Below are 23,277 nucleotides of genomic sequence, written 5' to 3'. Positions count from 1 at the left end.
CTAAATCCCTCCACCTGCATAGCAGGTGGTTTTTTGTTTCGCTCTCTTTCGTTCGCTCAACTCACTAAAGTAGACAAGTAAAAAAAGAGATGAACTAAGTCATCCCTTTTTAATTATTAATTTTACTCAGCGTCTTCTTCGATAGAACCTAGTAAATCTTCAGATCCTTGTTCTGATAAAGCTTGAGCAAGCATATCACCAAGGTTGTTGTTTAGGTCATCATCACCAAAGGCTTTTGAGTTATCTCTTTCAACTTTTCTTCTTGGTTTATCGTTGGTTCTAGCTTGTTTTCTTGGCTTTCTTTCTGGTCTTTCTGGTGCTTCTTTAAGAGCCTTAATAGAAAGTCCAACTTTTTCTTCTTCTTTATCAATTGAGATTATTTTAACTTCAATTGTATCACCAACATTTAATTCATCTGATGGTTTTTCTACGTGTTCCCAAGAAATTTCAGAAACGTGTACTAGACCTTCAACACCATCTGCTACTTCAACGAAAGCACCGAAGTCAAGTAGGTTTACAACCTTACCTTCAACTACATCGCCAACTTCGTGTTCGTTAACAAATTTTTCGAATGGTTTTTCAAGAAGTTGTTTACGTCCAAGAGAGATTCTGTTTTTCTCTTTGTTTAGTTTTAGAATCTTAACTTCAATGTCATCGCCTACATTTAGAACATCTGATGGATGTTCTACTCTTGTCCAAGCAATGTCAGAAACGTGAAGTAGACCATCAAGACCATTTACTTCTACGAATGCACCAAAGTCAGTTAGTCTTGCAACTTTACCTTCCACTACTTGGCCTTCTTCAAGCTCTTCCCAAAGGTCATCTAGTTCTGCTTCTAAAACATCTTTTCTAGATAAAACTAGTCTATTCTTTCTTTCATCGATGCTGATAATCTTAAGATCCCATTCTTCACCAACGAATTTCTTTAAATTTTTAACGAAATATGTTGCAATTTGGCTAGCTGGTACAAAACCATTTACGCCATTAACTTCAACTGTAAGGCCACCCTTATTAAAGCTTGTAACTTTACCGTGAACTAGTTCATCATTTTCGTATTTTTCAGCTAGTTCTGTCCAAGCTTTCATTCCTTCTACTCTTCTTGTAGAAAGGGATACATTGCCTTCACCGTCGTCAAGTTTGATAACATATACATCAATGTCATCGCCAACTTCAAAACTGTTTTTTGGATCTTGTTTTTCTTCTTCAGTCATTTCGTCTAGTTTAACAATACCATCTGCACGATATTGGATGTCAACAAATACTTCATCATCCTTAACGTTGATTACTGTACCTTTGATTACCTCTTTTGGGTAAACCTTCTTTAAACTATCCTCTAGACTGTTCATAAATTCTTCTTTTGTGAATTCATCCATACTACTTACTACCTCCTCGATAATCGACTCAGGCGTAGACGCTCCTGCGATTATTCCTAATTTTTTAAATTTAGAGAGCTTTTGCAAAGGTAGATCTTTAACAGTTTCAATCCTAAAAACATTTTTGCAAAACAAACTAGCTACTTGATATAGCTTGTTTGTATTAGAACTATTAAAACCACCAACTACAATCATGCAATCCACTTGACTCGCAAGTTTTTTTGCTGAGTCTTGCCTTAACTTAGTTGCATTGCAGATTGTGTTTTCTATTACTACACTATCATTATTTTCTTCTAACTTGTTAGCAATATTTCTGAAAAACTCTAACCTATTTGTGGTTTGGCTTACCACATATAGCTTATCATAATTCTTAATATTTTTTGCTTCAGTCTCATCTCCAACTATTATACCCTTATTTATGCAAGAGTCCATAGCAATTATTTCTGGATGATTTTTATCTCCAACAATTATTACTTGATAGCCTTCATTTTCTTTTTCTGTAATTTTTTTATATATATTAGTAAGAACAGGGCATGTTGCATCGTAAAGCTCATTTCCATTTTCAATAAGCTTTTCTTTTAGAGCTTTACTTTCTCCATGGGCTCTAATAACAATCAAGCTATCCTTGATATTTAGAGCTTCCTCGTGATCAATAACAGTTAGGCCTCTCTTTTCGAAATCTTCAACAAGCTGGGGATTGTGTATTAAAGGACCCAGGCAATAAGCCTTTTTCCCACTTTCAAGTGCCTTTTCTGCTAAGTCCACACTTCTTTTTACGCCAAAACAAAAACCAGAATTTTCTGCTTTAATTATTTCCATTATTTTCTCTTCCTAAGACATTTCTATGTTCATAAATATTTTCAAATATTTCATCACTTATCATACTCATAGCTTCTTTATTTTTTATTTCCTGAAATTTTATAATCTCTATAGGCTCTTTCACGTATATATCCACTCTAGAAAACAACTTATAATTTGTAACAATCTCAATTGGAAGTATATCTGCTTTGGCCTTTAGGGCAATAAAGCCAACACCTTCGTGCATATTTTCACGAGAAATTTGTTTTACTCTTGTGCCTTCAGGAAAAATCCCTAGAGTCTTCCCGTCTTTTATTAGTCCTATTGCATATCTTAAAGCTTTTAGGTCATTACCATGGCGATCGATAGGAAAAACTCCCGCTGCCTTTAAAATATTTCTTAAAACTGGAATTTCAAATAATTCTTTTTTTGCCATAAAATTAAATTTTATGGGCAAGCCTAAGGCTAGAAAAAAAGGATCTAGGTTTGACCAATGATTAGCACAGGCAATTATAGCTGGATTTTCTGGTATATTTTCCTTACCATGAACCTTTATCCTAAAAAATGGGAAAAATAATACTCTTAAAATAGCAACTACTATATTATAAAACATCATCTTTCTCCATATACGATAGTATTTTATCAACTGTTTGATTAATGTCTAAATTAGAACTATCTATAACCACAGCACCTTCAGCTATTTTAAGTGGTGCAACTTTCCTATTTGAATCATAATTATCCCTTTTTATGATAGCTTTTTCAATTTCCTCAACAGTCATGTCAGATTCTCCCTGGTCAAAACGTCTTTTCGCTCTAGTAATAGCAGATGCAGTTAGATAAAACTTATACTTAGCATCGGGAAAAACTACGCTTCCAATATCTCTACCATCAAGTATAAAGGATGTATTTTCTGCAATTTTTCTTTGGAGGTCTACCATTTTCTCCCTTACATAAGATCTCGCAGAAACCCAAGAAACATTTGCTGTCACCTCATCGTTTCTTAGCTTATCTGTCACATCAATTCCATTTAATAATAATCTATTATCCTTAAAATCAATACTTATTTCTTCTAAAATCCTTTTAAGTATTTCATCGTCTGTTTGTTCATCAAGATTATTGTCTAGAAAATATTTTGTAACAGCCCTATACATAAGACCGGTGTTTAAGTACTCTATATTTAATTTTTTTGCTATAATTTGAGATATAGTTGATTTTCCAGATCCACTAGGTCCATCAACTGCAATTATATAAGTCATGTATTCTCCTTAATAAAAGTTCCAGCAGCATAGGCTGTTGAAAAATATGTTTGTAAATTAAATCCGCCTGTGAGACTATCTATATCTAAGATTTCTCCGACAAAAAATAAGCCATCTATCAATTTAGACTCCATATTTTTGGGATTAATATCCTTTAAATCTACTCCTCCCCTTGTTACAACAGCCGATTCAAAAGAACCCAGCCTAGCAAAGTCTATTTTGAAATCTTTTATATATGTTACTATAGCCTTTCTATCTTCTTTTGTAAGTTCACTTACATTTTTATTAAAGTCAATTTTTCCCAATCTTAAAATCTCTTCTAAAAAGGAAGAGTTAATAAGGGATCTAAGAGCATTTCCTAGAGTCTTTTTTGTATTATCTCCTATCATGTCTAAGATATGCTTTTCTAATTCATTATAAGTTAGGTCTGGTAAAAAATCTATAGAAAATTTCACTATATTTTTCCCTAATATGAATGAACTAGCCTTGAGTGCTGCTGGTCCAGTTAGGAAATTTCCATTTATCAATAAATCTCCACTAACACTTATGTTTTCATCTTTTGTTTTTATATTCAAACTCACATTCTTGAAGGACTGTGCCTTTAAAGATAATTTATTATTTATAAAAATGGGCACAAGTACCGCCCTTGGATAAATAATTTTATGTCCTAATTTACATGCCAATAAGTAACCATTTCCGTCAGAACCTGTCTTTGGATAAGACTTGCCACCTGTTGCAATTATTAAATAGTCAAAAGTATAGGTCTTATCATTCTGATCAGTAAGATAAAAAACTTCATCCTTATAAATTTTTTTGATCTTTGTATTAGTTTTTAAGTCAATTGATTTTTCTTTAATTTTATTTTCAAAAAAACTAACAATATCAATTGCCTTTTCGCTTTTTGGAAAAACTCTGCCATCTTCTTCTATAATTGTCTCCAAACCATTTTTATTTAGGAAATCTATTAAGGCATAATTATCAAAATTTGTAAAAGCCGAGTAAATAAATTTTTTATTAGTTACTACATTTTCTAAAAAATCTTCAAAATATGCAGAATTTGTAATGTTACACCTTCCGCCACCAGTCATTAAGAGTTTCTTTCCTGCTTTATCATTAGCCTCGAATATGGTTACGTGATTATTTTTATTTTTTGCACATATTGCTGCCATAAGGCCTGCAGGCCCTCCGCCAATTATTCCGATTCTTTTCATATTTATCCCACAAAAAAAGATAGTCTCCTATCTTCTAATTTCTTCTACAAATTTTAATTCTTCATCATTAAAATATCTGTACTCTTTTTCCTTAAGGTCAGAAAGTTTAATTTTACCAATCCTAATTCTCTTTAAATTAATTACATTAGCATTAAAAACCTTAAACATCCTTCTGATCTGCCTATTATAGCCTTGATGAATTATTACCCTGTATGTATTGTCCCCCAAGTATTCTAGTTTAGCATCTGAGGTTTTTTCCCCATTTCCAATATCTAATCCCTTTTCAAATCTTTTTTCTTGATCTTTTATTAATTTCTTGTCAATTTTAACAGTATATTCCTTATCAAGTTTAAATTTAGGGTGGATTAGGTTGTTGGTAAAATCTCCATCATTAGTTATTATCAACAGGCCTTCACTATCCTTATCTAGCCTTCCAGCAGCAAAAAATCTCTCATCAATATCTATAAGATCATTTAGGTCTTTTTCATTATATGGATCAAAGTTCGATGTGATAAAGCCAACAGGCTTATATAATTTTATATAAAACTTTTTTTCTATTTCTAAAAGTTTCCCACTAACTTCTACCCTATCTCCGTCATTAACTTTAATACCTGGCTCAATAATAACTTGTCCATTAATTTTAACCTTGCCGGCAATAATAAGCTCATCAGCCTTGCGTCTTGAAGTGTATCCTGAATTGGCTATATATTTGTTAATCCTCATTATTATCAATCCTTATCTCAGGTAAGTCTTTAAGAGAATTTAGGTTGAAATATTTTAAAAACTCAGAAGTTGTACCATAAATAATAGGTTTACCAATCTTATCTAGTCTTCCTTTTTCTGTAATTAGTTTTTTATCTATAAGAGAATCTATTGTTGATTGGGAATTAACCCCCCTAATCTTATCAATTTCTACTCTTGTGATTGGCTGTTTGTAGGCAATTATCGATAGGGTCTCAAGAGTTGAATTTGTTAATTTTTTTTCTGATTTTGAAAGAAGTGACTCAAAATACTTATCACTTGCCTTTCTGGTTGTAAACTGATATAAACCGTTGAAATTTCTTATAATAAGGCCGCTATCTAAGTCTTCTCTCTCTTTTATCATTTCTTCAAGGCTTTTTTTAATATCAACCTTAGAATAATCATATAAAATTTTACTTATTTCGTCTATACTTATAGGCTCTGCCCATACATATAGGACCTCTTCTATAAGGCCCTTTAAGTAAATATCAGTCATTTAACCCTCTTAACAATTTTAAATGAATTTATCTCTGTTTGCTTTATATATATTTCATTTAACTTTACCATCTCTAATAAGGCCAAAAAGGTTGCAATACATTCTGCTTTAGAGTTTATCCTCCTAGTAATATCTACAAGATTTAGCTCCTTTGAAAAGTTTAAAGTTTTCCTAAGACTCATTAAGTAGGTATTAACATCAGGTATTTTTACCTGTTCAAAAATCTTTTCTTCACTCTGTTTTTCTTTTTCTAGCCTTTTTATCAATTTAGAAAATTCTTGTGATAATATATCCACATCTTGAGAAATTACTAAAGTTTCACTTTGAAATGCTGAAAGGTCTTCTTGATATTTCGAGTGAATCTTTCTAGCTTCTTCTTCTAAGGTTTTAAAATCGTCTTGGACTGACTTTATTTTTTTATATTCTATAAGATAAGATAAGAAGTCTTCTTCAAGATTTTCATTTTCTGCCTTAGGCAAAAGTTTATTAGCCTTAATTGTCAAAAGTATCGATGAAGTATATATAAATTCAGATAACATTGATATATCAATATCCATCTTAGCCATTTCTTCTAAAAATGGGTTTGTTATCTCTTCTATTTTTACATCGTAAATATCTATTTTTTCCCTGTCGATTAACTTTAAAAGTAAATCAAAAGGACCTTCAAAATCTTCAAGCTTAATATTAAGCTTCATTTATTCTTCTTAGAGCATAAAAAATAGCAATAATTGATTTAGCATCAGTAATCTCACCATTTTCTACCATTTGATATAAATCAGTAACTAGATAAGACTTACTTGTTAGATTTTCATCCTCATCTAAGTCTAGGGATGATTCCACCAAATCTTCTGCTACAAAAAATGACAATTTATCATTGGTAAATCCAGGAGAAGCGTGCATATCAAATAAATAGGTCACCTTTTCTGGGAAATATCCAACTTCTTCTTGAAGTTCTCTTTTAGCTGTTTCAATTGGTAACTCACCAGGATCAACAAGACCTGCTGGGATTTCTAAAGTTACCTTGTCAATCGCCTTCCTATATTGACTAACCATCCATATCTTATCAGGTCCGTCAAAGGCTATAATTCCTACTCCCTTTTGATGGTCAACAATCTCCCTTTTTGAATATCTCTTATTCTCAAGTTCTACAGTTTCTACCCTTAATTTAAGTATCTTTCCATCGTAAATAGTATCAGACTTTATTGTCTTCTCATAAAACTTTTGTTCATTCATTTCTTAGATCCTCCGCCATTTCTAAAATCTCTCTGGCTGATTTAATAGTAGTTTCTGTTATATCTACCCCACCAATTAGCCTGGCTATTTCAAGGGTTCTCTCGTCTTCTTTTATATTTTTTGAACTAGATATAGTAAAGTTGCCGCAATCTTCCTTGCTAATTAAAATATGATTATTTGCAAGTGATGCTATTTGTGGTAAGTGGCTTATAGCTATAACCTGTCTTTTCTTTGATAAATCTAGGATCTTTTCTCCAACGATTTGAGCAGTCCTACCACTTATACCTGTATCTATTTCATCAAATATCATTGTATCTATATCATCAAAACTTGCAAAAACTTCCTTGAAGGCAAGCATAATTCTTGAAATTTCTCCGCCTGAGGCCGTCTTGGTAAGAGATGTTAAATTTTCTCCCTTATTTGTTCTAATTAAAAAGTCAATATCATCAAAGCCAAGCTTATCGATACTATCTTTCTTTTTAAGGTCGACTTTAAATTTACCATTTTTTATATTTAATTCCACTATTTCTTTATTAAGAGATTTTTCAAGGCTTTCTATCTTCTTAAGTCTAATGTCATGAATTTCTTCGGAGTTTTCGACCATTTTTTCATCAACATTGGCTAAAATACTAGTTAAGTTGTTCCTTAGATCATCAATTTGGTCTAATTCTTCTAGCCTTTCTTTCATTGATTCATAATATTCTTTAATATCTTCAATATTATTTCCATATTTCCTCTTAAGGTCAAATAGTTTTTTATTTAGTTCTTCCAAAGTCTCTAATTTTTCTGGATCAGTCGATAAAAAATCTACATAAGAATCAGCTTCTGAATAAATATCATCAAGTTCATCTGATAAAGAAACTAGCCTATTATAAAGTTCAGACGACTTGTGATCTATTTCTATGAAATCTCCAATATTTGAAGATGCTTCACTTAATAGACTGCTTATAGATGGCTTGTCATAATCATTTGAGTCAATAAGTTCAAGTGTCTTATAAAAGCCTTCCTTTAAACTAGTTATATTTGTAAGCCTCTTATATTCATGCTCTATCTCTTCTTCATCTATATTAAAAAGATCTATACTATCAATCTCATCAATCTGATATTTTATAAGATCTCTTTCTCTTGTCAATTCTTCATTAGTAAGATCAAAATCTTTGAAACGTCTAAGATAATCATTTTTTTCCTTATATAGGTCGGACAAATTCTTTCTTAGTTCTCTAGTTCTTTGATCATTTTGATAAGAATCAATAAGGTCAATGTAATTAGCTTTATTCATATAGATATTAGAATCGCCCTGCTTATAAATATCTATAAGATCATCACTTATTTCTTTAAGAATATTAATATTTGATAGTCTGCCATTAATCCTTATACTTGATGAATTTTTACCAATATTTCTGGTTATTATTAGCTTATCATCATCAAAGCTTATGCCAAGGTTTACAAATTTATTGATTAAAGAGTCTTTTAATATAAAAACGGCTTCTATAATTGTCTGATCTTTGAAATTTCCTATAGTATCCTTACTGGCTCTTTTGCCTAAAAGTAGGTTTATTGCCTCGAGTATTATGGACTTGCCAGACCCTGTCTCGCCAGTTAACACATTAAATTTATCTTCAAAAAAAATATGGTCTTTTTTTATTATGATAAAATTATCTATGTAAAGCTCAGCAAGCATTATTTGATAAGATTCCTAATTTCTTCTACAAGGGCATCAATTGATTCAAAGTCTTTTGGAGTGATAAATATTGTATCAATTCCTGTAACCATACCACCAATATTTTCCAATTTCTCATTTGTTATATATTGACCACAAACAGTTGCACAATAAGAAATTGTTTTAATTACAATCATCTGGGCTGATTTTTCTACTGAAAGCACTGCTTCCTTAAAAATCTTCTCAATTCTTTCTGTAAGTGTATCGTATACAGCATCTACTACAGTATATTTATATTCATAATCATCACTTTGAACCTTTGATATCCTAAGCTCCTTAATATCTCTAGAAATAGTTGCTTGTGTAGCGTTTACTCCTTGAGATTTTAACATATCAGAAAGTTGGCTTTGGGTTCTGACGTCATTATTCTGAATAATATCTAATATTAATCTTTGTCTAGTATATTTTTTCATAATTTCCCCTAATAACTTCGACTTGACAGGTAGTCAATTAAAAATGATAATACTTCATTATTTTGAAAATCTTTTATTGAATCTTTTGCTCTATCATTAACTTTTTCCAAAAGCACTATTGCTTCGTCTTTTGACATAACATTTATGATGTTTAATTCATCTTCATATGTATCTTCTAATAAATCATCCTGAATTTGAAAGGCAAGACCTAAGTTTTCTGCAAAATTTTCTATTTTTCCTATAGTTTCCTCATCTACCCCAGATACAATACCTGCAGGAACACAAGCCGCTTTAAATAAATCCGATGTTTTTTTCTTATACACATCTAAAAGATAATCTAAATCATAGGACGCGCCCCTTCTTAAATCTATGACCTGGCCTCCTATCATTCCAAACCTAGACGCTCTTTGAAGCATATACGAACCTGCCTTAATGAATGAAGCATTGGATTTTGCTAAATCAAATAATATTATAGCAGCTTCATTTAAAAGTGCATCGCCTGTGAGAATTCCTATATCTTCACCATATTTTTTGTGAACACTAGGCTGCCCCCTCCTAAAATCATCATTATCCATTGCTGGAAGATCGTCGTGAACAAGAGAATAGGCATGAATAAATTCTAAGGCTAGGGCAAGTTTATAGTCATCTTCATCTGTAATTTGTGAAAACATTTTCTTGGTTTCTAGATACAGAAAAGCCCTTATCCTCTTTCCACCATCTGTTGCATAGGCCATGGCCTCTTCTAAGATATTGTCTGGACTAAAATAAGATTTAGCTTCCTTATCTATTATATCCTTATCTTCATTAAAAATTTTCAAAAACTTTTCTTTATTCATCATTACTTATAACTTCCACCTTAGCCCTATAATCCACAAGCTTTTCTTCAAGTTCCCTATACATTTTCTTGGCTTGGTCATAGAGCTTAATTGATTCATCTAGATTGTCCCTATTATTTTCAATTTTATCTAAAATTTCTTCTATTTTTTTATATTGGTCTTCAAAAGATTTATCCATCAATTATCCTCGCCTTTAATTTTCCGTCACTGAATACTAGGTCAAACCCATCGCCTATCTTTAAACTGTGAGCAGAATAGATATTTGTACCATCAAAATTTATTTCAATTTGATTCTTTCTCATATCTATAAGCTTTGTTAAGTAGTCAAATTTATGAGTTAGGTTGTTTAGTTTAGTTCCGTTATAGGTTAATAAGCTTTCCATAGCCATGTCAAGATTTTTGTTTATAGACCTTAGATCTTTAAGCCTATCATCAATAAGTTTTCTTGGTGATGAATTTTCTAACTTTGATTCTAGAATCTTAAGGCTCAAACTCCTCATATCCAGAGTCGATTGTATCTTTGACCTTGCTCTTACAAATTTTTCTTTTAAAAATTTTTCATAGTCTATGTAGTCAGCTATAAGGTAAGACCCTGCTTCTGTAGGAGTTTGTAGACTCAAATCACTCGTATAATCTATTAATGTTGTATCAATATTATGTCCTATAGCAGAAATAATAGGAGTTTTTGCATCATGGACTGCTTCTATTATTTTTCTTTGGTTGAAGCTTGAAAGGTCTTCATTAGACCCTCCGCCTCTGGTGATAACAATTACATCGAGGCCTAGTTTATCAAGCCTATTTATTGCTTTAGCTACCAAATCCTCAGCTTGGTCACCTTGAACTTTGACTGGATCTAAATAGATATGTATGTCATTTGCCCTGCTATTAATCATAGCTAGAAAGTCCACTATAGCTGCCCCATCTTTTGATGTAATAAGACCCACTTTTTTAACTAATTTTGGGATTGACTTTTTGTTTTTACTGTCAAAATAGCCCTTAGCTTTAAATTCCTCTTGCATTTTAAGAAATTCTTTAAATTCTTTTGATAAACCAACATCCTCTATCTCAGATGCTACTATAATTAGTCTTGATGAGTAATTATTGAAAGATAAGTTTCCCCTGATAATTACTTCCTTACCAGGGCTAAAATTAAAACTTATATTCTTATCTTCATAATAATAGATTACAGCATCAATGATGTCAGTTCCTTCCTTCAAGGAAAAATAAAGGTGGTAGTTATTAAACCTCACATTGCAAAGCTCACCGATCAAATTAATTCTCTGAAAAATTGGATCATGTTTGATATTTGATTTTACATACTCATTAAATTGCTTTACACTTAAGGGTTTTCTCATTTATTTTCATTTCTTACGATATTGCCTAAAATTAGGTTAACTACCTTATAGTCATCTTCAGCAGAAAACTTCTTAGCTAGGTTAACTGCCTCATTAATAGAAACTGATACTGGTATATCTAAAAAATAGATTTCATTTATAGATAAGTAAATAATAGACTTAACCACTCTACTTAGTTTTGGCATACCTTTAGGAAGATTTGTCTGCAAAATTTTATCAATTTCTCCAAAATTATTCTTGTATGATTTGATAGAATCGACAATAAAAGTTTCATCCCCACTAAGGTCGTGGTTTGCTAATATTTCTACATCATCTTCAATTTTATTAATTGTGTCTTGAAAAATGAGTTTAAAAACCCATTCTCTTTGGTCAGTTCTCTTCATTAGATTTCTAATTTACTAATATTAACGTTAATTTTGCTAACGATAAGACCTGTCATGGTCTCAACTACATTTTTGACATTTTCTTGGATTTTTTTAACTGTTTTTCTTACATTGACATTCTTATCTAATGAAAGGTCAAGATCAATAACAAGATTTCCACTAACATTTCTAATTGATGTTTTTGTTGTTTTCGCTTGGAGTGAATGAATAAATCCTTCATCAGAATTTTCTTCATAAACTCCATAAACATCATTGGCTGCTTGGATAGCTATTTGATCTAAAACCTCATCAGCTATTTTTACTGAACCATCTTTGAAAGTATTTGACATTAATATCTCCTAAGCTCTTGATAGATATTCGCCGCTTCTTGTATCTATTTTAATTACATCGCCTTCATTTACGAAAATTGGAACATTTATTACTGCTCCAGTTTCAACTGTAGCTGGTTTTGTTACGTTAGTTGCTGTATCGCCTTTAACACCAGGTTCTGTCTTTACTACCTTTAATTCTACAAAGTTTTGTGGATCAATTGAGAATGGCTTGCCTTGGTAGAACTTAATTAAAACTGTATCATTTTCTCTAACGTAGATAATTGCATCCTTAACATTGTCTTCTTCAATTCCTATTTGTTCGAAACTTTCTGGGTCCATAAAGTAATATAATTGACCATCATTGTATAAATATTGCATTTCTTTTGTAGAGATAATAGCATTCTCAAATTTTTCATTTGGGTTAAAGGTTACGTCTTTTGCACCACCATTCATTACAGATCTAATTTTTGCTCTAACAAAGGCAGCTCCCTTACCTGGTTTAACGTGTTGGAAATCTACTACTTGATATACATCGTTGTCGTAAACGAATGTTACACCTTTTCTTAAATCATTTGCTGAAATCATAATTCCTCCTAGTTGATATTTCTTTAATTATTATACCATAATCACCCCTTAATTGAAAATTTTATTCATAAATATCAAACAAATTCCATCAATAAATATCTCCTAGTGATAAGTATCTGAAAAGTTAGTATAGTAAGATAAATAAAGGAGTTCGTATGAAAACTTTAGGAATAATTTCAGAATTTAACCCCTTTCATAATGGGCATAAATATTTATTAGATAAGGCAAAAAAAGAATTAAAAACTGACCTTGCTGTCTCTATAATGAGCGGTGACTTTGTTCAAAGAGGTGAGGCTGCTATTATGGATAAATTTTCTAGAGCTAGGGTCGCTATCAATTGTGGCTTTGACCTAGTAATTGAAATGCCAAGCTTTATAACTCTTCAATCCGCAGAATTTTTTGCTAAAAAATCAGTAAATATTTTAAATAAAGTGGATATTGATTATTTGGTCTTTGGTATCGAAAACATAAATACAGATGATTTTTTAAAAGCTTGTAAAGTAATAATTGAAAACGAAAAGAATATTGACTCTAAAATTAAATCACTAATTGCTAGTGGTCTTTCCTATCCAAAATCTCATAATAAGGCACTTCTAGATTTTGTTAGTAGTGATTTTTTATCATCTAACAATATCTTGGCCCTTGAATACATGAGAGCCCTTTATAAAATAAATTCAAAAATCAAGCCCTATCCAATTAAGAGAATCAAAACAAAAAACAAAGATCAAGGTATAAATGACAAAAATTTTGCATCTTCAACTGCTATTAGAAATAATTTAGGTCTAGATATTAAAAATCTGATACCAAATGAATCGTATAGTGAACTTTCAAATTTTATGAATGAGTATAAATATTTTGATTATGATTATATTTACAAGATTTTTAAATATAAAATTCTTATAGAAAAATCTGATATGAGCAATATTTTAGGTTATGAAGATGGCCTTGATAATTACTTAACTAAGATAGCTATAATCAAGGATTCATATAAAGATTTCCTAGGTCAGGCCACATCACTAAGATATACAAAATCTAGAATTAAAAGACTTGTTTTAAATTATATTCTATCTTATACTGTTGATTTAAATGATTATGACATATCCTTTATTAATATTCTTGCCTATAACAAAAAGGCAGCAGAAAATTTTAAAAATCTAAGTAAAAACTTAAACATTGTTATTAATAAAAGCGACTTGAAAAATTTAAGCAAGTCAGATTTGCTAATTTACAATAAAATAATCAGAGCATCAAACCTCTATAGCCTAGGAATAGCAAGAGAAATCGACTATGATTTTAGACACAATAATAGACCTATCTAATGATAGGTCTAATTTTCATTTGTTTTCTAGAATTTTGTTTTTGTTTTGTTCAAGTTGTTGTGCAAGTTTGCTAAAGTTTGCTGCAGAACCTGTAAATAGTCTATCAACATAGTCATAAGATTGTTGTCTTATTTTCTTAGCTTCAGCTGCTGCTTCTTGAAGAATTCTGTCAGCTTCATTTCTTGCTTGTATGGTTAGTTCATGTTCACTTACCATTTTTTGGTATTGGCTCTTAGCTTGTTCCTTAAAGTTTTTGATTTCACCTTCTGCTTGGCTAAGTCTATTATCAGCTTCTGCAGATGCCTCAGATAAAATCCTATCTTTTTCGTCAGTAACCCATTGAGCTTGCTTGATTTCTTCTGGAAGAGAGTCTTTCATCTCGTTTAAGATTTCATAAATCTCATCTGGATCTACTGCTATTTTTTTTGAAAAAGGTACAGAGCTTGCCTCATCCATTATATCTTCCATCTCAAGAATAAGATCAGTAATTTTGTTTGCCATTTTTCCTCCTAATAATTAAATTTCTCTTTAATTTTCTTTTCAACACTCGGACTTACAAAGGCTGATACATCGCCTTTAAAAGCAGCTATCTCTCTAACACCACTAGAGCTAACGAATGAATATGAAGGGTTGCTTAAAAGAAAGATTGTTTCAAGCCCTTCATATAAAGTCGAATTGACCCTTGCAATATTTTTTTCATATTCATAATCTGTCACTCCCCTAAGGCCTCTAGCTACAAGCTTTACATCTATGCTTTTAGCAAAGTTTACTAAAAGACCATCGAAAGAATGAATTGAAATATTAGGTAAATTTTCTTCTTTAATTGCCTCTTCTATTATGCCTTTTCTCTCATCGACACTAAATAAAGAGTTTTTATTTTCGTTATATAATATAGCAACAATCACTTCATCAAACATTTTGCTTAGTCTTTTGATAATGTCCATATGGCCCTCAGTAAGGGGATCGAAGCTACCTGGGTAAATTATTTTCATTTTGTATAAAATTTTATAAATTTCCTTCCATAGGATTTATCTTTTAAAACATGCAAACCATATTTTTCAGAAAAATCCATGTCCATACTAGATTCAGTAATAACTATACCTTCTTCATTCAATAAGTCATATTCTTTGATATAAAACAAGGATTTATCGATGAAATCAGTTTCATATGGTGGATCAAGAAAAATATAATCAAATTTAAAATTTTTATCTCCGAAATCTTTTAAACACCTAATAAAATCATTTTTGTATGTAAAAACATCCGAAGAATTTATCTTATCTAAATTTTGTTTGAGGATAGAAAAATTAGAATAATTTTTCTCGTTAAAATATACTTCCTTAGCTCCTCTAGACAAAAATTCTATACCCATTTGACCTGTACCTGCAAATAGGTCTAAGGCCTTGAAATCAGGCTTAAAAGGATAAAGCATATCAAAAATCGCTTCCTTTACCTTATTATCAGTAGGTCTTGATGTTTTTGATTTAGGGCTTAATAGATTGTATCCCTTGTACTTTCCTGCTACTACTTTCATTAGTTTAAAATAATATCCTTATCTTCATCAAAATAATCTTTTATATATTCTAGATTTACACCTTCAAAAGAATTTTCTTTCAAATAATCAAAAATCTCAAAGGTCTTATCAGTCTCTTCTTCGGTCATTTTTAAGTATTCTATCTCAGAAAGATTTTTACCATGCTGGATAAGGGATAAAATTTTGCCCCCACCTCTTAATTCATAATCTTTTTGAGAAATAACAAAACCGTCATTGGAATCAACCAAAATATTTAGCTTACTGTTTGGATTTGTATCCTTACTTATAAGATAACAATAAGATTCATATGATCCTCTACCAACCCTACCTCTAAGTTGGTGGAGCTGGGATAAGCCAAAATTATTTGAGTTGTAAATAACCATGGTGTTTGCATTTGCTACATCGATTCCGACTTCTATTACAGTTGTGGAAACAATAATATCTATTTCATGATTATTAAACTTAGCTAAAATATCTTCTTTTATGCTAGGCTTTAATTTACCATGGAGTTTTTCTACCCTGTAGGGTTTGAAAATTTTCTTATATTTTTTATAAAGGTTTTCTACAGAATTTGTATCTTCTGCATCAATATTTGTTGTTACTACGTAGACTTGCCTACCTTCTTCAAGGCTATCTTTTATGTTTTCAAAGACAATTTCTTGATGGTCTTCATTTATAATACTAGTAAAAACTTCTGCCCTTCCTTTTGGAAGTTCGTTTATTATACTTAAATCAAGCATCTTATTGATTCTAAGACTTAAGGTTCTTGGGATTGGAGTAGCAGTCATTGTGAGATAATTTGTATTTATACCTTTTCTGGCAAGTTCTTGCCTTTGCCTAACTCCAAACCTGTGTTGTTCATCATTTACAACTAGTCTTAGGTTTTTAAAATCAACATCGTCTTCAATTAAAGCGTGAGTCCCTACCACCATGTCTATAGACCCGTCTTTAAGTCGTCTTTTTATTTCATCTTTTTCCTTTGTGGAACCAGTTAAAAGAGCAAGCTCTACACCAAAACTATCCATAAAATCCTTATATTTTTCAAATTGTTGGATTGCAAGGACTTCTGTAGGTACCATCATGGCTGACTGATAGGAATTTTTTGCAAAAACAAGCATTACAAGCATAGCAACAATAGTCTTTCCTGAACCAACGTCACCTATTAAAAGCCTATTCATTGAAATTTCTTTACCAGAATCTTCTAATATCTCTTTTAGAGATCTTAATTGGGACCTAGTTAAAGAAAAATCGAGTTTCGATAAAATTTCATCCAAATTATAAGTTAAACTTATCCCTTGCTTTGTTCTTTGTAGCTTTCCTACATAGTCTAAGAAAATTAATTCCTTTAACAAATCTCCAATTTTTATATTAGATTTAGCCTTTAATAAGGTATCAATATCTTTAGGGAAATGGACTTCATTTAAAGCTTCATCCCTATCCAAAAGGTTGAACTTTTCTTTTATTCCTTTAGATAAAATTTCTTCCCTTGGTTCAAAATTTTTTAGAGCTTCTTTTATAAAAGAATTTAAATTTTTCTGACTTAGGCCAGATGTAAGTGGGTAGATAGAATAGATCCCACCTATCTCTTCACCATCCAAGTCTTCAAATAACGGATTTACAGCTTCGTAAAACCCGTCTTTATAAGTGACTTTTGTATAAAATTTATAGGTCGTATTTAATTTTATTTTCCTAATTGAAAACCTATCATTAAACCAAACGACCCTAATTTTCTTAAAATCACCTTCTGCAAAATACATATAAGAAATTGTCATATTCTTAAGTCTTTTGACATAGGGTTTAGAAATTGCCTTCCATTCAAAATAGTAAGACCTTGTTGGACTAGCCTTTAAAACGCTTGACTTAAGCCTCCTATCCTCGTATTCTCTCGGATAGTAGGAATATAGGTCACTTATTGTATAGATATCAAGTCTAGCAAGGGCCTGAGCCTTTTTAGGTCCAATTCCCTTTAAACTTGTTACTTCTCTACTCAAGGGTAGCTTGGTAGTAATAAACTGGCTGACCACCATAAACTAATTCGACATCTATATCCTTATAATCTTTTGAAAGCTTCTTAACTAGGTCTTTAGCCTTTCTCTTGTCAGCTTCCTCACCATAATATAGGGTTATTAAAGATATGTCGTCGTCTTTGTCTATAGCAATTTTGATTGCTTCTCTTGTGGTTTCTTCAATATTAGATTTAGTCGCAACAATATTGCCATCTAGGATTCCTATATAGTCATCCTTTTTAATTTCAATATTATTTACACTTGTATCTCTAATAGAAATAGAAACTTCTACAGTATGCATATCAGCAATTGCATCAGCCATATTTTCAATGTTTTCTTCTATATCATTATCTTCGTCAAACTCAAGCATAGCTGTGAAGGTCTCAGGTATTGATCTTGTTCCTAAAACCATTGCATTTTTATCAGTCAATTCACAAGCTTGTTTTGATGACATAATAATATTCTTATTATTTGGGAAAATAATTATATTTTCAGCAGCAATTTCTTCGATATTTTTATAAATATCTTCTGTAGATGGGTTCATGGTTTGACCACCAGAAATAATCTTATCTATATTCATAGATCTTAATATCTCATCAAAACCCTCGCCTCTTGAAACTGCAATGAATCCGTATTTTTTCAAATTTTCTTCTTTTGACTCATTAACTTCTACATGCGGATCTGTATTTTCAACTTCAAGCTTAACTAGAAGTCCATCAACTAAAATCTTTGATATTATTTGTTGTGGATATTCAGAACGAGCTTCAGCCTTTAGATGACCATCCTTATACTCATAATCAAAACTAGTTGATATAGAGTCAATAGCATCGCTTATATTTTCAAATTCATCTTCTTTGATAACAAGTTCGAATTTAATTATATAAGATCCTTCTTCAACGCTTGCTTGAGATGAAAGGTCAATATCCCTATCAATATCTCCATTAAGGGCATTGAGAGCTCCTCTTAGAAGGAAGATTAAACCTTGCCCACCTGAGTCAACTACTCCAGCCTCTTTAAGAACGGGAAGTTGTTTTGGTGTATTATCAAGAGCTATCTGACCTTCGGTAATAATTTCAACTAGATAATCATCTAGGTCCTTGGAGTCATCAAAAGCTTCTTCAGCCTTTTCAGCCATTTTTCTTGCAACAGTTAGAATAGTACCTTCTGTTGGTTGCATAACAGCCCTATAAGCAGTTTTAGCTGCATTTTTAAATATATCTTTTACTTCCTCAGCGCCGATTTCATCCTTACCTTTAAGAGTTTTTGACATTCCCCTTACAAGCTGGGATAGGATAACTCCAGAGTTTCCTCTAGCGCCCATAAGAGTACCTTGACTTAAAGCTTTAGCAATTTCTTCAACACTTAATCCGCTGGTTTGGTTTACCTTATCTACACCAGATTTCATGGTCATATTCATGTTTGTACCAGTATCCCCATCAGGAACTGGGAATACATTTAATTCGTCCACAAAAGACTTATTCTCTTCTAAATATTTATAAGCTCCAATGACCATTTGTTGGAGCATACATGCATCAATAACTTTCATACTTCTCCTATCTATTGATTCCTTGAACATAGATATTTACTTCTGCAACATTAACATTCAAAGATTTTTCAATATTATATTTAACATTTTCGATTATATTTTGACATACCACAGGTATTCTTATTCCATATTCTAAGAATAGTGAAATGTAAATAGCAACTGTACCATTATCTCTTCTTATAACCTCAACGCCTCTTTGCATGTTATTGACTCCAAGAAGCTTATATATCCCATCTTTAGCAGATCTAGATGCAAGGCCTACAACTCCATAAGATTGCATAACGCTTGCTACAGCTATATTTGCTATAACAGAATCATCGATTGTTACTTTTCCTAAATTATTTACATATCTGATCGTCATAATACCTCCAATGTGTATTAACAGTATATATCCATTTTGTTTTATTATACCATAAATTTGCCAAGCTGATAAATTATTGACACTTATATGGTACTTGTTATCATTATATAAGAATTAATTAGGTAAATTATGTATTTTTTTGCAAAGAAAAAACCGCCACTAATTGGCGATTCTTTCTTGCTTATAATATTTATTTGTTAGCTAGTTTTTTGTAAGCTTCATATCTTTCCTTAGCAGCTTTTTCAGCTTCTTGGTAAAGCTCGTCAGCTGTTTCTGGGAATGATCTCTTAAGTGATGAGTATCTTACTTCACCTTGAATAAATTCTTGGAATGATCCGCTTGGTTCTCTAGAGTCAAGTTGGAATGGATTTTTGCCCTCGTCAGCAAGTCTTGGGTCAAATCTCCATAAGTGCCAGTAACCAGCTTCTACAGCTTGTTTTTCTCTAAATTGTGATTTACCCATACCAATTCTGATACCGTGGTTAATACATGGAGCGTAAGCAATTATGATGGATGGACCATCATAGCTTTCAGCTTCTTTAATAGCTTTTAGAGTTTGGTTTTGGTTAGCACCCATAGCAACTTGTGCAACGTAGATATATCCATAAGAAGTCATCATTAGACCAAGGTCTTTCTTTCTAACTTTTTTACCAGATGCAGCGAATTGTGCTACTGCTGATAGTGGTGTAGCTTTAGAAGATTGTCCACCTGTGTTAGAGTAAACTTCTGTATCGAATACGAAGATATTGATGTTTTCACCACTTGCTAGTACATGGTCAACACCACCAAATCCGATATCGTAGCTCCATCCGTCACCACCAAAGATCCATACAGATTTTTTGATCATGTAGTCTTTTAGTTTAAGGATGTTGTTTAGATATTTCTTAGCTTCTTCGCCTTCTACTTCTTCTTTAACATTTAGGATAGCTGCTGTAGCTTCTTTAGAAGCTTTTACATCATCTTTTCCTTCTAACCATGCTTTGAATGGTTCGTTATATTGAGAATCAAGACCTAGTTCAAGGAACTTAGCCATGTTATCTTCTAGTAAGTGAGTATTTGCTTCAGCTGCAAGTTTCATACCATATCCGTATTCAGCAGCATCTTCAAATAGTGAGTTACCCCAAGCTGGACCCTTACCTGTTGCAAGGTTCTTTGTATATGACATAGCTGGTGCAGAAGCTCCCCAGATTGATGAACATCCTGTAGCGTTAGCTATATACATTCTATCACCAAATAATTGAGTGATTAATTTAGCGTATGGAGTTTCACCACAACCTGCACATGCACCTGAGAATTCGAATAATGGTTGTTTGAATTGGCTTCCCTTAAGAGTCATGTCATCCATAACATCTTCTTTGTAACCAACTACTTCGTGAGCATATGTCCAGTTGTCTTTTTCTTTTTCTACTTCTTCTTCGAAAGGTTTCATTAGAAGAGCTTTCTTTGGAGCTGGACATACGTCAGCACAGTTACCACAACCTGTACAGTCTAGTGGAGAAACTTGGATTCTGAAGTCATATCCATCCATGCCCTTACCAATAGCTTTTTTAGTTTCAAAGCCGGCAGGTGCATTAGCTTTTTCATCTTCTGTTACTAAGAATGGTCTAATTACTGCGTGTGGACAAACGTATGAACATTGATTACATTGGATACAATTGTCTATTTGCCATTCTGGAACGTTAAGAGCTATACCTCTCTTTTCGTAAGCAGTTGTACCTGATTCAAATTCACCGTTTTCAATACCTTCAAAAGCAGAAACTGGAATGTCATCTTCTTTTTGTTCAAGCATTGGTTTAACGATGTTTTTGATGAATTCTGGAAGTTCTCTTTCTTCTTTAACTTCATCAACAGCGTCTTTCCACTCAGCTGGTACTTCTACCTTGATTGGAGCTTCAAGACCTTGGTCTACTGCGTTGTAGTTCATATTTACAATATCTTCACCCTTGTGACCATAAGATTTAACTATTGATTCTTTAAGGAATCTAACAGCGTCTTCTACTGGTATAACTTTTGTTAGGTTGAAGAATGCAGATTGCATGATCATGTTTGTTCTTCCACCAAGACCGATGTTTTGAGCGATATGGCTTGCGTCTAGGATGTAGAAGTCGATGTTCTTTTCAGCAAGAACTCTCTTCATCTTAGCTGGAAGATGGTTTTCAAGATCTTCAACTGACCAAACAGTGTTTAGTAAGAAAGTACCACCTTCTTTAATACCTGCTAGTAGGTCATATTGGTTAACGTAAGCTTGTTTTGAACATGAAATAAAGTCAGCTTCGTCTAATAGGTATGTTGAAAGAATTGGTTCTTTACCAAATCTTAAGTGAGATACTGTTAGACCACCTGATTTTTTAGAGTCATAGTCAAAGTAACCTTGAGCATACATGTCTGTATTGTCACCGATGATCTTGATAGCTTGTTTGTTAGCACCTACAGTACCATCAGAACCGAATCCCCAGAATTTACATCTGCTTGTGCCTTCATGTCTAACTTTGAAGTCATCTCTTGGAAGAGATTTGTTAGTAACATCATCTGTGATTGATAATGTGAAGTCATGTTTTGGTTGGTCTTGGTCAAGGTTGTCAAATACTGCTTTAACGTCTGCTGGAATTGTATCTTTTGATGAAAGACCGTAGATACCGCCAATGATTAGTGGTCTTACTTCTTCATCATAATAGCATGCTTTAACGTCTAGGTAAAGTGGGCTTCCAACAGCACCTTTTTCTTTTGTTCTGTCAAGAACAGCGATTTTCTTAACTGAAGCAGGTATTGCTTTTAGCAAGTGTTCTTTAGAGAATGGTCTGTAAAGGTGAACTTCTACCATACCAACTTTTCTGCCTTCTTTTAGAAGAACGTCGATAGTTTCTCTTGCTGTTTGACATACAGAACCCATAGCAACGATGATATTTTCAGCATCATCAGCACCATAGTAATTGAATAAACCGTAGTTTGTATCAATAAGTTCATTGATTTTGTTCATATAGTTTTCAACTATACCAACTATATCTGTATAAGCGTGGTTGCTTGCTTCTGTTCTTTGGAAGAAGATATTCTTTTCAGCTGTACCCATGTGTTTTGGTCTTTCTGGGTTAAGTGAATGGTTTTTGAATTCTTCTACTGCTTCGTAGTCAAGTAGTGGAGCTAGGTCTTTGTAGTCCCATACTGCTACTTTTTGAATTTCGTGACTTGTTCTAAATCCGTCAAAGAAGTTGATAAATGGTAGTCTACCTTCTATAGCTGATAAGTGAGCTACTGGTGATAGGTCCATTACTTCTTGAACTGAGTTAGATACAAGCATAGCACAACCTGTTTGTCTTGCTGCCATTACGTCTGAATGGTCGCCGTAGATTGATAAAGCATGTGTAGCTATTGTTCTTGCAGATACATGGAACACGCCTGGTAGTCTTTCACCAGCTATTTTATACATGTTAGGAATCATTAATAATAGACCCTGACTTGCTGTGTATGTAGATGTAAGTGCTCCTGCTGCTAGTGAACCGTGCATAGCTCCTGCTGCACCTGCTTCTGATTGCATCTCTTTAACTTTAACTTCTTGACCAAATAAGTTTTTACGTCCGTTTGCTGCCCAAACGTCAACGCTTTCTGGCATTGGTGAAGAAGGTGTGATTGGATATATAGTAGCTACATCAGTAAACGCGTATGATACGTGTGCTGCTGCTGTGTTACCATCCATTGTCTTCATTGCTCTAGTAACTGTCATCTAGACCTCCTAATATAATTATAAGCAATTATCGTTAACACTACTATAAGTATAATTAATTATATATTTTTTGTCAAGGGCATAG

Annotated in this window: 24 protein-coding genes; 1 reads left to right on the top strand and 23 read right to left on the bottom strand. The window is 32.3% G+C overall.

Annotation, left to right across the window (positions count from 1 at the left end):
* Positions 1 to 122: 122 nt before the first annotated feature.
* Genes AC1EJ5_RS08805 through efp form a run of 16 tightly spaced genes read right to left on the bottom strand, consistent with a single transcriptional unit; the run spans position 123 to position 12,711 of the window.
* Positions 123 to 2,192 (bottom strand): bifunctional 4-hydroxy-3-methylbut-2-enyl diphosphate reductase/30S ribosomal protein S1, encoded by a 2,070-nt coding sequence (locus AC1EJ5_RS08805; protein WP_479815753.1) that lies wholly within the window; start codon positions 2,190 to 2,192, stop codon positions 123 to 125.
* A complete protein-coding gene (locus tag AC1EJ5_RS08800) occupies positions 2,179 to 2,784 on the bottom strand; it encodes a lysophospholipid acyltransferase family protein (protein WP_479815751.1) in 606 nt (201 codons plus the stop codon). Before AC1EJ5_RS08800 ends, AC1EJ5_RS08805 begins: the two co-directional genes overlap by 14 nt.
* Positions 2,774 to 3,427: a (d)CMP kinase gene (cmk, locus tag AC1EJ5_RS08795; RefSeq protein WP_311486182.1), complete on the bottom strand. Its 654-nt coding sequence runs from the start codon at positions 3,425 to 3,427 to the stop codon at positions 2,774 to 2,776. The genes AC1EJ5_RS08800 and cmk overlap by 11 nt, the downstream gene beginning before the upstream one ends.
* Complete coding sequence (locus tag AC1EJ5_RS08790; protein ID WP_479815749.1) at positions 3,424 to 4,638, bottom strand: BaiN/RdsA family NAD(P)/FAD-dependent oxidoreductase; 1,215 nt, start codon at positions 4,636 to 4,638, stop codon at positions 3,424 to 3,426. Before AC1EJ5_RS08790 ends, cmk begins: the two co-directional genes overlap by 4 nt.
* Positions 4,639 to 4,665: 27 nt before the next feature.
* Positions 4,666 to 5,361, bottom strand: a complete 696-nt coding sequence (locus AC1EJ5_RS08785) for a pseudouridine synthase (protein WP_479815747.1) — start codon at positions 5,359 to 5,361, stop codon at positions 4,666 to 4,668.
* A complete protein-coding gene (gene scpB / locus AC1EJ5_RS08780; RefSeq protein WP_479815745.1) occupies positions 5,351 to 5,875 on the bottom strand; it encodes an SMC-Scp complex subunit ScpB in 525 nt (174 codons plus the stop codon). Before scpB ends, AC1EJ5_RS08785 begins: the two co-directional genes overlap by 11 nt.
* A complete protein-coding gene (locus tag AC1EJ5_RS08775; RefSeq protein ID WP_223420429.1) occupies positions 5,872 to 6,570 on the bottom strand; it encodes a segregation and condensation protein A in 699 nt (232 codons plus the stop codon). Before AC1EJ5_RS08775 ends, scpB begins: the two co-directional genes overlap by 4 nt.
* The gene (locus AC1EJ5_RS08770; RefSeq protein ID WP_308749147.1) at positions 6,560 to 7,108 is read right to left on the bottom strand and encodes an NUDIX hydrolase; all 549 of its coding nucleotides are present in this window, start codon (positions 7,106 to 7,108) and stop codon (positions 6,560 to 6,562) included. The genes AC1EJ5_RS08775 and AC1EJ5_RS08770 overlap by 11 nt, the downstream gene beginning before the upstream one ends.
* Entirely contained in the window at positions 7,101 to 8,789 is a 1,689-nt protein-coding gene (recN, locus tag AC1EJ5_RS08765; RefSeq protein ID WP_308749146.1) for a DNA repair protein RecN, read from the bottom strand. Before recN ends, AC1EJ5_RS08770 begins: the two co-directional genes overlap by 8 nt.
* The gene (locus AC1EJ5_RS08760; protein ID WP_223420432.1) at positions 8,789 to 9,241 is read right to left on the bottom strand and encodes an arginine repressor; all 453 of its coding nucleotides are present in this window, start codon (positions 9,239 to 9,241) and stop codon (positions 8,789 to 8,791) included. The genes recN and AC1EJ5_RS08760 overlap by 1 nt, the downstream gene beginning before the upstream one ends.
* 8 nt (positions 9,242 to 9,249) lie before the next feature.
* Complete coding sequence (locus AC1EJ5_RS08755; RefSeq protein ID WP_223420433.1) at positions 9,250 to 10,080, bottom strand: polyprenyl synthetase family protein; 831 nt, start codon at positions 10,078 to 10,080, stop codon at positions 9,250 to 9,252.
* On the bottom strand, positions 10,070 to 10,255 hold the full coding sequence (gene xseB / locus AC1EJ5_RS08750; RefSeq protein ID WP_223420434.1) for an exodeoxyribonuclease VII small subunit: 186 nt from the start codon (positions 10,253 to 10,255) through the stop codon (positions 10,070 to 10,072). Before xseB ends, AC1EJ5_RS08755 begins: the two co-directional genes overlap by 11 nt.
* Positions 10,248 to 11,432 (bottom strand): exodeoxyribonuclease VII large subunit, encoded by a 1,185-nt coding sequence (gene xseA / locus AC1EJ5_RS08745; RefSeq protein ID WP_479815741.1) that lies wholly within the window; start codon positions 11,430 to 11,432, stop codon positions 10,248 to 10,250. The genes xseB and xseA overlap by 8 nt, the downstream gene beginning before the upstream one ends.
* Positions 11,429 to 11,815: a transcription antitermination protein NusB gene (locus tag AC1EJ5_RS08740; RefSeq protein ID WP_479815739.1), complete on the bottom strand. Its 387-nt coding sequence runs from the start codon at positions 11,813 to 11,815 to the stop codon at positions 11,429 to 11,431. The genes xseA and AC1EJ5_RS08740 overlap by 4 nt, the downstream gene beginning before the upstream one ends.
* Positions 11,815 to 12,144, bottom strand: a complete 330-nt coding sequence (locus tag AC1EJ5_RS08735) for an Asp23/Gls24 family envelope stress response protein (protein WP_223420437.1) — start codon at positions 12,142 to 12,144, stop codon at positions 11,815 to 11,817. The genes AC1EJ5_RS08740 and AC1EJ5_RS08735 overlap by 1 nt, the downstream gene beginning before the upstream one ends.
* A gap of 9 nt (positions 12,145 to 12,153) precedes the next feature.
* Positions 12,154 to 12,711 (bottom strand): elongation factor P, encoded by a 558-nt coding sequence (efp, locus tag AC1EJ5_RS08730; protein ID WP_223420438.1) that lies wholly within the window; start codon positions 12,709 to 12,711, stop codon positions 12,154 to 12,156.
* Between the two features lie 155 nt (positions 12,712 to 12,866).
* On the opposite strand from efp, the gene AC1EJ5_RS08725 reads away from it, so the two are divergent.
* Positions 12,867 to 14,030, top strand: a complete 1,164-nt coding sequence (locus AC1EJ5_RS08725) for a tRNA(Met) cytidine acetate ligase (protein WP_479815737.1) — start codon at positions 12,867 to 12,869, stop codon at positions 14,028 to 14,030.
* 15 nt (positions 14,031 to 14,045) lie between these two features.
* On the opposite strand, the gene AC1EJ5_RS08720 is transcribed toward AC1EJ5_RS08725, so the two are convergent.
* The 7 genes from AC1EJ5_RS08720 to nifJ form a co-directional block, all read right to left on the bottom strand.
* Positions 14,046 to 14,531, bottom strand: coding sequence for an ATPase (locus AC1EJ5_RS08720; protein WP_223420440.1), 486 nt, complete (start codon positions 14,529 to 14,531; stop codon positions 14,046 to 14,048).
* 8 nt (positions 14,532 to 14,539) lie between these two features.
* Positions 14,540 to 15,022, bottom strand: a complete 483-nt coding sequence (gene coaD / locus AC1EJ5_RS08715; protein ID WP_223420441.1) for a pantetheine-phosphate adenylyltransferase — start codon at positions 15,020 to 15,022, stop codon at positions 14,540 to 14,542.
* Complete coding sequence (rsmD, locus tag AC1EJ5_RS08710) at positions 15,019 to 15,561, bottom strand: 16S rRNA (guanine(966)-N(2))-methyltransferase RsmD (RefSeq protein WP_308749142.1); 543 nt, start codon at positions 15,559 to 15,561, stop codon at positions 15,019 to 15,021. The genes coaD and rsmD overlap by 4 nt, the downstream gene beginning before the upstream one ends.
* On the bottom strand, positions 15,561 to 17,552 hold the full coding sequence (locus AC1EJ5_RS08705) for an ATP-dependent DNA helicase RecG (protein ID WP_479815734.1): 1,992 nt from the start codon (positions 17,550 to 17,552) through the stop codon (positions 15,561 to 15,563). Before AC1EJ5_RS08705 ends, rsmD begins: the two co-directional genes overlap by 1 nt.
* Positions 17,545 to 19,113 carry a DAK2 domain-containing protein gene (locus tag AC1EJ5_RS08700; protein ID WP_479815732.1) on the bottom strand — a complete coding sequence of 523 codons (1,569 nt, stop codon included), beginning with the start codon at positions 19,111 to 19,113 and terminating at the stop codon, positions 17,545 to 17,547. The genes AC1EJ5_RS08705 and AC1EJ5_RS08700 overlap by 8 nt, the downstream gene beginning before the upstream one ends.
* Positions 19,114 to 19,120: 7 nt before the next feature.
* Positions 19,121 to 19,474, bottom strand: a complete 354-nt coding sequence (locus tag AC1EJ5_RS08695; RefSeq protein ID WP_223420445.1) for an Asp23/Gls24 family envelope stress response protein — start codon at positions 19,472 to 19,474, stop codon at positions 19,121 to 19,123.
* Positions 19,475 to 19,664: 190 nt separating this feature from the next.
* Positions 19,665 to 23,192, bottom strand: coding sequence for a pyruvate:ferredoxin (flavodoxin) oxidoreductase (nifJ, locus tag AC1EJ5_RS08690; protein WP_479815730.1), 3,528 nt, complete (start codon positions 23,190 to 23,192; stop codon positions 19,665 to 19,667).
* Between the last annotated feature and the right edge of the window lie 85 nt (positions 23,193 to 23,277).

This window comes from Anaerococcus sp. C0059F3 (genome assembly GCF_056590475.1).
Note: the sequence above shows the minus strand (reverse complement) of the source record. Positions and strands in the feature narration are given on the sequence as shown.